Raw genomic sequence first — 12,849 nt, forward strand, 5'->3', positions numbered from 1 at the left:
ACTAGGTTAATGCTATGACGATTAAGATTTCACAGCGGCATATCTTACGACGAGACAAGTGGTTGCTTTCGTGCCTTACTTGGATACCGATTTTGCTCGCGATGATGATTTGGGGAGTATTCTCTGCGGGCATTGCCCGGGATCTGCCAATCGGTGTGGTTGATCTACAACATTCCCAACTTTCTCGAAAGCTCATTCAATCTTTGGATGCGTCGTCGAGTCTGGCTGTTAACTATCACTACACCAGTGCAAGCGAAGCAAAAAATGCGATGATTGAAGGCGATATCTACGCTTACGCGGTCATCCCATCTAAGTTCGACCAAGATATTCTCCAACACCGCCAACCTCAACTTTCTGTCTTTTACAATAGTCAGTACATTTTGGTAGCGAAGCTTATCAACTCTGCCGTTGCGCAAGCACAAGGCTATTTCGACGCTCAGGTTGAAGTAATGGGAAACTTGGCTAAGGGTAACACCACAACGTTAGCAGCGGCTGGACAAGCTGTACCCGTGTCGACACAAATAACCGCATTATTTAACCGTAACAATAACTACGCACAATTTTTGGTAACGGCTATCGTGCCAGCCATTTGGCAAATATGTATTGTAGTAAGCACTATTTTGATTCTTGCCGCGCACTTTCGCATTTATGGTGGAAAGAATGGATTTGCATTTTTGGGCGAAAAGCCATACGCCAGGCTCACTACCCTATTAAGTCAGTACATTCCGGTCTTTATGGCGCAAGGTGCGTTGTTCTTGTACTGGTTTTGTTCCGTGCTTGATTGGCCAATGGAAGGCAGTTTTGTGGTTATGCTACTAGCACAATTGGCGACGGTTATCGCCTGTATCATTATGGGAGCGTTGTTCTTCTTCTTGTCGATGGATCCCGCACGTGCGATGAGTTTTGCTGGCGCGTTTACGGCTCCAAGTTTCGCGTTCATGGGAATTACATTCCCAGTTTCTGACATGAACACGCTCGCTTATGCATGGCGTTCATTATTACCGATTACCCATTACATTGAAGTACAAGTGAGTCAAGCAAACTATGGAGCATCGGCCGCGCAATCTTTAAGCTCGCTATGGCCTATGATTGGTTACGTTATGCCTCTGCTCATTACCGCAGCCTTGATGGGTAAACATCGAACAGCTTCATCAACACGCCAAGCGAAGGAGGCGGTATGACATTGTGGCAACTGATTAAAGCGGAACTTAAGGCCGTTCTAACCAATCCAGTCGTTACGTTGACCGTGTTTGGTGGTGTCGTATTTTACTCGTTTTTATACCCTTTGCCTTATGCACAACAAACGCCTCGTGAACAACCAATCGCGATTGTTAATCTAGATGGTAGTCAGACGAGTTTAAAGCTGGAACGTATGGTTGATGCCACCCCACAAGTCAACGTAGTCACTCGACTTCATACGATTACCGATGCAAAGCAAGCATTTTTACAACGAGAGATCACCGGTTTTTTAGTCATACCAGAACACTTTTACAAAGACCTAATGCTAGGTAAAAGCCCGACTCTGGCCTACGCTGCGGACGCCTCGTATTTTCTCGTGTACGGAACCGTGGTAGAAGGATTGGCCCAAGCGGGAGGCACATTAGGGGCCCAAGTGAAAGTCAGTAAAATGGTGATAGATGGTGTGCCCATGAGTATGGCTAGCCATAATTACTCTGCTATTAAGCTTAATATGAAACCGACGTTCAACCCAACCATGGGTTACATCGAATACGTAGTGCCGGCAGTATTTGTTCTGATTTTACAACAAACGTTGATCATGGCGGTTGGATTGCAAACGGGAACACAGCGTCATGGTCGTGGCTATTGGTCACAAGTATCAACGGGATCGCTGCTGCTTGTGAGAACGTTAGTATTTGTGGCAATTTATTATTTACTCGGCGCCTATTATTTTGGTTTTAGCTTCGAACGCTTAAACGTAAACCATATCGCCAACGCGGGCGAATTACTGGCTATGTTGTTACCGTTCTTTTTAGGTTGTTGCGGACTAGGCTTCTGGCTAGGTTACTTATTACCTCGGCGTGAACTTGTCACCTTAGTCGTCCTAGTGAGCTCTATGCCGCTCATTTTCTTGGCTGGTTTTATTTGGCCGATTGAAGCCATACCTACTCCCTTACTATGGATTGCTGATTTAAGCCCAAGCACTTGGGCGATCAAAGCTTTCTTAGCACTAAACCAAATGGGGGCAACCTGGCAACAAGTCGCTCCACATTGGACAGCACTTTGGGCACTCACTGTGCTTTGGGGTAACGTTGCGTACTGGATTGCTAAGCGAAGTAACAAGCCAGTTGTAACAGAGAGCTTGGGGTGACAGCTGACATTTTTTATTACTATAAAAAAAGCCGGGTAACTAAACCCGGCTGAAAATCTGCGTCCTTGCAGCGGACATATGGTAAAAACACTTTTTGCTCTGGGCTTACCCATTGAGCGAGGTTAATTGAGCGAGGTTAGATTAAGCCAAAAACTATGGACTCCATACTCTCATATAGAGGGTTATATCCTTCCAATAGACATTAGCTCTTCGCTAGAACGATAACGTTTTTCAGACACAAAAAAACAAGACTCACATTGAGTCTTGTTGTTGATAGGGATGAGCAGGATACATGTCGCCGCTAAGTCATATCACGGATTATTTTCTCTCGGTATTCTGTAACGACCTTCATGATTGAATTTTTTACATCACCGACTTGCTTAGAGGGTTGGCACCATAGGCCAAAACCAAACTTAAAACCTTCCAATAATTCAGAAGCTTCCACTGGCTCTATATGATTATTAGAAAACTCCGAATGGGCAAACGTTCTGGGGAGAATCGCCCATCCTAAACCTGCTTCAACCATTTTCACTACAAGGGCCAATTGGTCGACCTCTTCATGGTTCGAACTTACGATGACTTTTTCGCCCATTCCCTCTTCAATAAGAGACCGCAGTACAAATTGTTTACTATTCCTCAAGGCTGTCAATACTCGATCTGGTGCCATAGAAGCGAGTTCACCACCTTTCTGGACGAAAGGAACAAATTCAAAATGACCTAAAAACGTCGCATCCAGACTATGTATTGCTCGACTATCATGCACATTGACAATACCGAATTGATAATCACCATTCTGTAAACCCTCTTTAATTTCGTTGCGATTACGAACAAGAAAGTTAACTCGCATCATCGGAAAATCTGCTGCTAATTGAATACGAAGCAATACAAGAAAACGGTGTGGTATAGCGCTTGAATAGGCGATACTAACATTCTCTAACCCACCGTAAGCTAGACTTAATGCGACTTTATCGAAAGTACGTGCTTGTTCGATGGTTTGCTTAGCATAGTGGTAAAGAAGATGACCATCTTCTGTCGGTTCTACCGAGCGCCCCACTCGCTCAAACAGGTTGACCGCCAGTTGGTCTTCAAGATTGGTAATCACCTGCCCTATTGTGGTTCGGTGCTTATTGAGTTTGACCGCCGCCTTACTAAACGAAAGCTGTTCATAAACGGTTACGAACGCGAGAAGTTGTTCAAAACTAAAATTCATAGGTTGTGCTTACTTTTTAGAGTTATCTAATTAAATTACCACAAGATCGTAGAATTGCTACTTGGTAACGGAAACAATCTGCGTTTGAATTCCTTCTCGACGACACAAAAAAACCTACTAGCTTCAGTAGGTTTTCTCTAACTTAGTTGTACTCAACGACACGAGCTAAATAGTTGAATTCTCCTGAGTCACCATGGTAATCGCGGTAGACATCGACACTGAAATATTTAGGTTGATCAGCGTAAATGTGGTCAACGACTTTTTGCTCAAGTGACTCCAACGTTTCACCGACCTGAGAGTACACGAACTGCTTGTTCACTTTTTCCAATTTACGTTGTTTCGCTTCTTTGTGTGACACATAGTTGTTGATCTCTTCCCACTTTCCCACGAACTCGACCGCCACGTAACTCGAGTTCTCGTCAATCATAATAAAGGCTGCACCTTCTTCTTTGATTGCAGACAGTTGCTGCATATCACTATCCACTTTTTGCTGGTCAAGATGGGCTCCACTTTGGGCGAATGCAGTCGCGGAAGCGGTAAGCATCATGAGTGTAAGAACGGCTTTTTTCATTGTATCGTTTTCCTGTATTAAGGGAGTTCAGTTACCCAAAGTTGCCCTTGGGTGGCTTTTTTGAATCCATATTCGTAAATCGTCAGCAAGTAGCGGTGATCGAACATATCTTTCGTTACTTTGGCGTATCTGAAATCTTGATCAATGTAGGTAAACTGCATCTCGATATCGTTGATTTCACTGATGTATTTCATTCGATAGAGATCACCACGAGTTTGCGCTAGCGTAAGGCTTGAGACACTTTTCGATACCAAGTCCAAACCTTTGTCTTTTAGTGGACGATACGGCGCTTTTAACGCACCATTGCGAATCACATCCAACTGAGGCGCTTTTTCTAACCCCAAAGCATCTGAGATTTGTTGATAGTTGAAGTTAGACGGATTAAAGAACACCTGCGCTGCGAGACCACCATCTACGTGTAACTCCTCAAGAGTTTCTCCATCATGTTCAACATCGATAAATTGTGGAGGGAAAACACCAGGGATCGATGCGCTCGCAGCAAGCACCTTGTAAATCAGTTCAGATTTGTCCGCTAAATCACTGTTCGCAATCGCACCAATATTCCAAATCACCAGTTCGCCTGAATCAAAATGGGTACTGCCAATAAAGAGGCGTTTACCATTGCGGTGTTGCTGCGCCATCGCCTCGATCATGGGCTCAGGGTAAGCGTCTGCGATGAAATCATAGAGGTTCTCACCATCGGTAAACGCGTCCTTAAACAGGGTATTTAAGAAGTTCTTCTTACCCAAAATATTCTTATCATTGATGTTGAGCATGACTTCTTTCATCTTTGGCATCGCATCACCGCCAATGAAAACAAAAGGAGCGATTAGGGCACCAGCACTGACTCCAGTAATGATGGCATAATCTTTTAGCTCCCCCTTTTCCTGTAGCCCCATCAAAACGCCGGCCCCGTATGCGCCGTTTACGCCACCACCCGATAAGGCCAAAATATTGAGCTGTTCACCCTCTACTTTGATCGGTGTGGTTTGATTGTGCGCTGAGTAGAGAAAATCCGGCGCTTCATTGGCCCACATTCGAAGTGGCTCATTTGGTGTCGAACTCGCGATCTCGACATCTTTATAGTTGCTTTGAGAAACACGAACATCCAGCGTATGGGGTGAACTACAAGCTACTATCAGCAGCGAAAGTACAACCGTCACACCAGAGGAAATTAAACGATTCATAATCAGTCTCATTTAATGTTCTCTGGCGTATGACCAGAGACTCAGTTTGAAGTTAATTGGGTCAAAATGAAGTCCGTTTCGTTGTGTGGAGTTACTATAGCTAGGCACGGCTAAACCCCATAATCGCGATTGTAGGATGCTATCCATCAAAGCAATTATGCCAAGTTTCTATATGCTAACTTTACGCTTCTCCGTTAATTAGGTACTGCGCTAAGCAATTTTCACGACGTTGAACTCATGCGTCGGTTCGACAAATTCGTATTGGGCATTGATCGTCTGTAGCTCCCATGTGCCATAGCCTTTGGTGATCTCCAATACACCGTAAACGGCGTTATGTGTATGACGAAAGGCTGCGACAGGAGACATCTTCTTCACCAAACAAGAAGTAAAAATCGCAGAAATCAAATCACCGACACCGACTGGCTGCATAGCAAATTCAACACTAGGGCGTTGGGCCAAATAGCTTGCTTTCGGCGTGGCTAAAATCATACTGAAGGCGTCATCTGTTAGTGCATGCAGGTGTTTCACCAATACCATTTTCGGTCCCAGCTCTAGGGCTTTTTTACATGCAGTGACCGCATCATAAAGAGAGTCAATTTTCACACCTGTTAACTCGCTCAGTTCAAACTGGTTAGGAACAATCACATCAGCGATGGGCAACAAGCTATGGCTTATCGCTTCTTTGACACCGTCTGCCACAATGCAACCTTTGTCTGGATCACCCATAACTGGGTCACACACATAAAGCGCGCTGTGGTTACGCGATTTGACTAAACTTACCGCTTCGGCCACCGCTCGACATTGCTCTGCGCTGCCTTGATAACCGGACAGTATCGCGCCACATTCGCCTAACTTCTCAATGTTATCTAAGCCTCTCATTAGAGAATGAATTTCATCTGCCCCAAACTTCTGTCCAGTCCAACCTTGCTGGTACTGAGTGTGATTTGAAAACTGAACCGTGTGAATTGGCCATACTTCGAGGCCCATTCTCTGCATTGGGAAGACTGCAGAACTGTTTCCGGCGTGGCCATAAACCACATGAGATTGAATAGAAATAATGCTTTTCATAAGTCACTCTTAATAGGGAAGTTTGTTAGCTTGGCGACTAAATAAACACAATGCCGCGCACTGTGCTTATTTGGTCGGAATAGCCTCGACAACGCCGAGGCTTATTCTTAATCAGGCTGGATTCATTAGCCTTTGAATTCAGCAAAGTACTCATCCAACACTTTGCGTGTTGCACGACCGATAAGCTCGTATTCGTGGTGAGTAAGGTTTGCTAGCGAAACTCGAACTGATGCATGCACTACATCGAAGCCTTGGCCTGGAAGTAGGATAACGCCGGTTTCATGTGCAAGGCGGAACAGGAAGTCTTTGCCCTTCTCGCTCGCTTTGAACCATTCAACGAATGCTGGTCCGTACAATTTGCCGCCCAGAGTGTCGAGCTCAAGCAGTGTGTAGTAGTCCACACGATCTTTGTTTTCTTCAATTTCTACACCCATGTTTTTGTACAGAGTTTTGTAACGCTCGCGAATGATGCGTTTACATGCTTCTTTGTAGTTTTTCTCTGAGTCCATCAGACAATTCAATGAGAACAGCGCCATTTGAACTTGTTGAGGAAGCGACAAACCTGCTGTGTGGTTAAGCGCTACGCTACGGCTGTCGGCAACGATACGGTCAATAAACTTGATCTCACGAGGTTCCGGAGTCAGCGTTTTGTAACGATCGTCCAACTCAAGTTGACGCACTTCAGGAAGGCTACGCATTGCATCGTCAAACACGTTGTTGTGTTGAATCGCAATCGAGCCTAAACGCCAGCCTGTTGCACCGAAGTACTTAGAGAACGAATACACACAAAGCGTGTTGTATGGCAGTTTTGCAAACAGTGAGACAAAGTCGTCCGCAAATGTGCCGTATACATCGTCAGTCACAATGAACAGGTCGCTACGTTCGTTGTTCACAAAATTTGATAGGTTATCCAGAGTCTCATCCGAGAACTTCACAGACGCTGGGTTTGCCGGGTTAACAACACAAAGCAGTTTGATGCCTGTATCTGCAAGCTTTTCGATTTCAGACATCGGCAGTTGCCATGTTGTCTCATCCAGACGTAGTTCAACGATTTCCAGTTCGTATTCACTCAGTTCTGGAATCTCTAGGTAAGGCGTAAAGATTGGAGTGATTAGCGCAACCTTTTCACCTTTCTTCAATAGACCGTTGTTGAACATAGTTTGGAAGGTGTACGTCATAGACGCCGTACCGCCTTCCGTTGCAAACAGATCGAAGTCTGTTGTCATTGGCATTGGGCCGTACATCTCTTCTGCAATGTATTGCTTCACAACGGTTTCGATGTTCGTCAACATACGTGGTGGCACTGGGTAGTTACATGCAAGGTATGCGTTAACCAGTTCATTCAAGAATGCTTGTTTCTCTAGACCCAAACGGTCTTTTGCGTAGCTCAGCGACTTTTCCAAGAACTGTACGCCTTGGTCTTGTTTATTCTTGCTTGCAAACGTATCGAAGCGTTCAACAATGCCCACACCATCTGGAATGCCACCGAAACCACCATCTAGGTATGAATAAGTGCGCTCGGCTTCCAATATTGCGAACTCACCCAAACGAATGAACGCTTTACGTGGTAGTGTCGCAAGAAAATTAGGATTACCACGACCTGCATCTAATAACGCGCGGTCAGGAACAGTTTGTGCCACTTCAATTAGTTTATCTTTTAATTCAAATGGGCTTAAATCTGCAAATTTTGAAAAATCAATTGTTGTGTTTTGCGTAGTCATAATATTTACCTGAATCTATTATTTAGTAAAATTTGGATAATACTTCCCCTACCGCCTATTTAATTAGGCGATAAGCGTGTTCGAATTTATTTAAATTACATGCCTGCGTTTAAAGTAATAATGCCGACAATAATTGGACCCCATAGGGTAAGCAGTACATTGGCGACTGCATAAGTCACAGTGAATGAGAATACTGGCGTTGCGTTACCTGTTTTTTCCATTAAAGCCGCGAATGCTGGGTTCGCACTTCGTCCACCTGTCACACAGCCAAGTGCTTCAACCGGGTTCTTAATCTTCAATACAAAATATGAGAAGAAGAACGAAATAATCTGAGGGATAATCGTTACACCCATGCCAAGGAACAACAGAGACATACCGTGTTCTTTGATGGTGTCGACCGCTTGAGGCCCCGCCTCAAGGCCAACAATGCCTACAAATGCTGCCAAACCGAAATCTCGAATAAAGTTCGCGGCACCCACAGGAAACTGAGCAACATGCGGATTGCGGCTACGCAACCAACCGACGATCAAACCTGAGATCAAACAACCTGCACCAGAACCGATAGTGACGGGAATACCAGCAATCTTAAAACTGATTAGACCAATTAATAGGCCCACCACCATGCCCATACCAAGCACGATTAAGTCAGTCACGTTTGCTGAGCCCATTCGCTGACCAATGTTTTTCTCAACGCGATTGATATCTTTTGCGGTACCTGTAAGCTGGATGACGTCGTTTTTCTTCACCACAAGATCCGGCGTCATTTCAATTGAGTTGCCTTCACGAATATAGTCTGTCACATAAATACCGCGCATAGAGCCTTGGTTCGAAGCCTCTTTAATCTCTTGCAGCGACTTACCAATCAGTTTGCGGTTGTCTGCGATCAGTTGACGGTTTTCTTCAATAACTTCATAGCCTTCTGGAAGTGCAATCTCGTTGTCAGCCAAACCATCTTGCAGCTTATGTACCGCATTACGACGACCAGTTACAACAATGACATCCCCTTCTTTCAGTGCTGTGAATTTGTCCACTTCTAGCACTTTGCCATCACGTTGAATCAATTCAATACAAGCAGCTAGAGCGTGTTGGTTTAACTGAGCTAAGGTTTTGCCTGCTAGCCCACCATCTTTGCTCACTTTAAATGCTCGTGTAACCAGCGCTGTGATAGCGTTGAACTCACCCGGCGCTAAATCACGCTTACCATTTGAATTTTTCTCTTCTAGCGCAATCGCTTCTGCTCGGATATCCCACTTCATCAGTGTTGGGAATACCCATGTCACCATCAGAATTGGACCAAGCGAACCAAAGATGTACGTAACCGCGTAGCCTACTGCGACGTTGGTCTGCATTAGGTGCTTCGCTTCTTCTGTCACACCACCAAGACGTGCGATCGCATCACCCGCTGTACCGATGATTGCCGATTGAGTCAAACCACCAGCTGCAAGGCCTGCTGCCGTACCTCTGTCTAGATCAAACATCCAAGCTGCTGCTAGTACACAAAGCAGGCCAGAAACCGTCATCACTACAGCAGAAAGTAGAATGTTGATGGTTCTAAAGTTCAATGCTTTAAAGAACTGCGCACCACCTTGATACCCTACTGCGTAAATAAAGAGCGCAAAGAAAATGCTTTTTACGCCGGGATCAATATGAACACCAAATTGCCCAATAATTACACCCATTAATAATGTTCCCGCAACACCGCCAAGAACAAATCGACCAATGGTAATTTTACCTACCATATAACCGAGAGAGAGCGTAATAAAGAGAGCAACAAATGGTGCCATGTAAAAAAGGTTAGAAATAATTTCCATGACAATTTTACTCTTACTAATAAATATAAAACTCAAATAATCTAACGAATAATCTGTCACTCATATTTGTTGGATTATTTAATTTAAAAAGCATCTCGTTTGCTTCGAAGCGAATATTAGAAACAAAACCTCACAACTCGTAATCCCATTTGAAGGATGAAACCATCACTTCGCATATTCAAACGCAAACATTGAACAATAATTGTCGAAAATTTAATAACTTAGTGGTCTGAAATGAACATCAAATAAATTGGAAAATAAATTTATTTTTATTTTCACTGTCCAAAAAGCTACTTTGTTGCGCTATTCCCTCTATATAGCGCATAACACCTTTCTCTTGATGGATTAGATCCTACAAAAGCGATTATCACTGATGCCATCACTTGCCTTATCTTTACATTCATCAAGTTAATAGAGAAAAACACCATGAACTCAATGCCACATGAACTTGTGTGGGGCGAAGTTTACTTCCCTCCCTTGTTGCTGGTTATTGCATTGGCTTACATGCTCACCATTTTGGTTGGAACCGTTGCAACAAAACTGGGACTCCACAAATACGTTGCATTTCCTGCGCTCGCTGAGCTAAGCCTAATTGTGATTTTTACTGGCGTTATTGGTCGATTCATTACCATATTTTGAGGCAAATTCCGTGATAAAACGTTATCTCATCACACTGCTATTACTGTGTTCCGCTGGCACCGTGATTTTCAGCTACTACCAATCATACTCTGACAACCCTTGGACTAGAGATGGCCAAGTTAGCGCGCACATCGTTTCTATAACCCCCCGCGTAACAGGACAAATCATCCAAGTCTACGTCGAAGACAATTCGCAAGTGAAACAAGGCGATTTGCTGTTTGAGATTGACCCAAGCATCTATAAAGCGGCGTACCACAAAGCGCTAGCAGCTCAAAAGCAAGCCATTGCATTACTAGCAAAGGCCAAAAATGAAGAGCAGCGAGCACTTAAGTTAGAAAAGCGCACACCTGGCGCTGTACCTGTACTGACATTGAATAACCTAGACAATGCGGTGGAGACAGCCGTTGCCAACGTAGAACTCGCGAAAGCCAATGTTGAAGAAGCCAAGCTAAACCTTGATTACACAAAAGTTTATGCGCCAACGAATGGTTATATCACTAATTTGAACTTACGTGTCGGCTCTCAAGTCGTCGCTAACTCCCCAGTCGTGGCTTTGATTGATGAAGACAGCTTTTGGATCGAAGGATATTTCAAAGAAACGGATTTAGTTGGCGTTGATCCACAAGATAAAGCCTACGTGACCTTAATGATGCACAATGAAGCTGTGTTGGAAGGAAAAATCAAAAGCATCGGCTACGGTATCGCAAAGCAAGATGGCAGCACAGGCAACGATCTCCTGCCAAACGTCAATCCGAACTTCCAGTGGATTCGTTTGGCTCAACGTATTCCAATTAAAGTTAAATTAGATCACTTACCGAAAGATTTTCAACTACGTGTTGGTATGACGGCCTCTATCAAAATCATCAAACAATAATGCGGTGGAATGTATGTTTAATGCCTCAACCAAAGAAGCAATCAAAGCTGCGCTGTCTATCGTTATCGCGATCTGCCTTGCCTTATGGTTTCAATGGGAGAAACCGTATTGGGCAGCGATCGCAGTCGCGGTAATGGCATTAAATGAAAGCTTCGCTCACTCGATAAACAAAGGTCATAATCGCTTATTAGGAACCCTCCTTGGCATCGGTTATGCCTTTTTCCTCATCACGACGTTTTCTCAAGATCGCTTTTTGTTTCTCACCTTCTTCACCTTGTTTTTAGGTGCGTGCATTTTTATGTCGAGCGACGAAAAGTATGGTTATGTGTTCTCTATCGGTTTTGCTGTGTGCTCCATCATCGCATGTATGGGAGGATTTGATAGTCAAGCAACGTTCCACTTCGCTGTTCTTCGCATGCAAGAGACTATTCTTGGTGTGATCACGTTTTCTTTTGTGTACCGATTAGTCTGGCCAGTCAGTACAGAACAAAACTTCATTCAACGTTTTGAGACCAGCAGAGAGGCGATGCTTAACGCTATGAAATCGCCCAATGATATAGATACTGAAGCTCTTGAGACCAACAGCGCCAACATAGAAAAGTTGTTCCAACTGGTCGGTTTACCACTTACTGGCAGCTACCACTTGAAAGAACATCGTCAGCTATGGCGTGCGCGTTTAAATGAGATGGCACAAATCCAAGACCGATTGCTAGAACAAGCAGATAAATCGCAAAGTCGTGAGATCGATTGGCCAACGCTAACGCAGCAACTTCAAAGCTTTGATATTAAAAATCCAAGTACGTCGCTCATTGGTCACGTTGCTTATGTCATGCAAAGAGAGAAAAACACGGTTTGGCATCACGAGCATCGAACGTTTATCCAGCATTTGAATGAAGACGGCAGAAAGGTATTGCAAGGTGTATCCATGTTCGTCACTTCTTTGTTGATCTGGATTTATCTGCCCGTACCCGGAGGTTTCATTTTTCCGATGCTAGCAGGCGTGTTCTCTTCAATCGTTCCTACTATGCCACCAAGCATTATTAAAGATGCATTTTTTGGTGTGATAGGCACTGGCACGGTGATTCTATTGCAATACATTTTCATAATGCCAATGATGACCGAGCTTTGGCAGCTTGGGCTATTCTACTTCATCAACATCATCGTAATTTGGAAGGTGTTTTCCACACCAAAACTGATGGTACACAGAATTCTAGGTATTAACTTATTGGTTGTCTTGACATCAGGAGCGCTCAATTTAACCCCAGCGTATCGAATTGAAACGCCCTTGCTGATGCTGGTAAACATTATGATCATTTTGATGATTGCCAAGTTGTTTACTGATCTGTTTCGTGTTCGCGTTACGGTCTAAGCGTCACCTCCGTTCTTGAAACTAAAGCCCTGCATTGCTTCTGCTATGCGGGGCTGTTTGTTTGTGAGCT

The 12,849-nt window shown here is 44.1% G+C and carries 11 protein-coding genes; 5 read left to right on the forward strand and 6 right to left on the reverse strand.

From position 1 onward, the window contains the following. The first annotated feature begins 14 nt into the window (after positions 1-14). Positions 15-1,181, forward strand: coding sequence for an ABC transporter permease (locus R7041_RS01790; RefSeq protein WP_206949658.1), 1,167 nt, complete (start codon positions 15-17; stop codon positions 1,179-1,181). Next, positions 1,178-2,329, forward strand: coding sequence for an ABC transporter permease (locus tag R7041_RS01795; protein WP_206949657.1), 1,152 nt, complete (start codon positions 1,178-1,180; stop codon positions 2,327-2,329). The genes R7041_RS01790 and R7041_RS01795 overlap by 4 nt, the downstream gene beginning before the upstream one ends. Before the next feature lie 301 nt (positions 2,330-2,630). Here R7041_RS01795 and R7041_RS01800 read toward each other — a convergent pair whose 3' ends face one another. The 6 genes from R7041_RS01800 to aspT all read right to left on the reverse strand — a co-directional run bounded on the left by R7041_RS01800 (position 2,631) and on the right by aspT (position 9,897). Continuing rightward, positions 2,631-3,539, reverse strand: coding sequence for a LysR family transcriptional regulator (locus R7041_RS01800; RefSeq protein ID WP_017634569.1), 909 nt, complete (start codon positions 3,537-3,539; stop codon positions 2,631-2,633). A gap of 142 nt (positions 3,540-3,681) precedes the next feature. Next, entirely contained in the window at positions 3,682-4,110 is a 429-nt protein-coding gene (locus R7041_RS01805; RefSeq protein ID WP_047102715.1) for a hypothetical protein, read from the reverse strand. 17 nt (positions 4,111-4,127) lie between these two features. Further along, positions 4,128-5,297 (reverse strand): patatin-like phospholipase family protein, encoded by a 1,170-nt coding sequence (locus tag R7041_RS01810; RefSeq protein WP_054579567.1) that lies wholly within the window; start codon positions 5,295-5,297, stop codon positions 4,128-4,130. 210 nt (positions 5,298-5,507) lie between these two features. Further along, positions 5,508-6,365, reverse strand: coding sequence for a pyridoxal kinase PdxY (gene pdxY / locus R7041_RS01815; protein ID WP_005377109.1), 858 nt, complete (start codon positions 6,363-6,365; stop codon positions 5,508-5,510). A gap of 125 nt (positions 6,366-6,490) precedes the next feature. Further along, positions 6,491-8,086 carry a bifunctional aspartate transaminase/aspartate 4-decarboxylase gene (locus R7041_RS01820; RefSeq protein WP_206949656.1) on the reverse strand — a complete coding sequence of 532 codons (1,596 nt, stop codon included), beginning with the start codon at positions 8,084-8,086 and terminating at the stop codon, positions 6,491-6,493. Positions 8,087-8,181: 95 nt separating this feature from the next. Beyond that, positions 8,182-9,897, reverse strand: a complete 1,716-nt coding sequence (gene aspT, locus R7041_RS01825) for an aspartate-alanine antiporter (RefSeq protein WP_206949655.1) — start codon at positions 9,895-9,897, stop codon at positions 8,182-8,184. 426 nt (positions 9,898-10,323) lie between these two features. Here aspT and R7041_RS01830 point away from each other — a divergent pair, with 426 nt between their 5' ends. Genes R7041_RS01830 through R7041_RS01840 form a run of 3 tightly spaced genes read left to right on the forward strand, consistent with a single transcriptional unit; the run spans position 10,324 to position 12,779 of the window. Then, positions 10,324-10,536, forward strand: coding sequence for a DUF1656 domain-containing protein (locus tag R7041_RS01830; protein ID WP_005377106.1), 213 nt, complete (start codon positions 10,324-10,326; stop codon positions 10,534-10,536). Positions 10,537-10,546: 10 nt separating this feature from the next. Next, positions 10,547-11,410: an HlyD family secretion protein gene (locus tag R7041_RS01835; RefSeq protein ID WP_005377105.1), complete on the forward strand. Its 864-nt coding sequence runs from the start codon at positions 10,547-10,549 to the stop codon at positions 11,408-11,410. A gap of 13 nt (positions 11,411-11,423) precedes the next feature. Continuing rightward, a complete protein-coding gene (locus tag R7041_RS01840; RefSeq protein ID WP_206949654.1) occupies positions 11,424-12,779 on the forward strand; it encodes an FUSC family protein in 1,356 nt (451 codons plus the stop codon). Positions 12,780-12,849: the final 70 nt, after the last annotated feature.

The organism is Vibrio sp. 1751 (genome assembly GCF_033339895.1).
In the GTDB taxonomy this organism is placed as follows: Bacteria; Pseudomonadota; Gammaproteobacteria; order Enterobacterales; family Vibrionaceae; genus Vibrio; species Vibrio alginolyticus.

Excerpts from the sequence above, each read along its gene's own strand:
- R7041_RS01790 (WP_206949658.1), top strand. The coding sequence starts at position 15 with ATGACGATTAAGATTTCACAGCGGCATATCTTACGACGAGACAAGTGG.
- R7041_RS01795 (WP_206949657.1), top strand. The coding sequence starts at position 1,178 with ATGACATTGTGGCAACTGATTAAAGCGGAACTTAAGGCCGTTCTAACC.
- R7041_RS01800 (WP_017634569.1), bottom strand. The coding sequence starts at position 3,539 with ATGAATTTTAGTTTTGAACAACTTCTCGCGTTCGTAACCGTTTATGAA.
- R7041_RS01805 (WP_047102715.1), bottom strand. The coding sequence starts at position 4,110 with ATGAAAAAAGCCGTTCTTACACTCATGATGCTTACCGCTTCCGCGACT.
- R7041_RS01810 (WP_054579567.1), bottom strand. The coding sequence starts at position 5,297 with ATGAATCGTTTAATTTCCTCTGGTGTGACGGTTGTACTTTCGCTGCTG.
- pdxY (WP_005377109.1), bottom strand. The coding sequence starts at position 6,365 with ATGAAAAGCATTATTTCTATTCAATCTCATGTGGTTTATGGCCACGCC.
- R7041_RS01820 (WP_206949656.1), bottom strand. The coding sequence starts at position 8,086 with ATGACTACGCAAAACACAACAATTGATTTTTCAAAATTTGCAGATTTA.
- aspT (WP_206949655.1), bottom strand. The coding sequence starts at position 9,897 with ATGGAAATTATTTCTAACCTTTTTTACATGGCACCATTTGTTGCTCTC.
- R7041_RS01830 (WP_005377106.1), top strand. The coding sequence starts at position 10,324 with ATGAACTCAATGCCACATGAACTTGTGTGGGGCGAAGTTTACTTCCCT.
- R7041_RS01840 (WP_206949654.1), top strand. The coding sequence starts at position 11,424 with ATGTTTAATGCCTCAACCAAAGAAGCAATCAAAGCTGCGCTGTCTATC.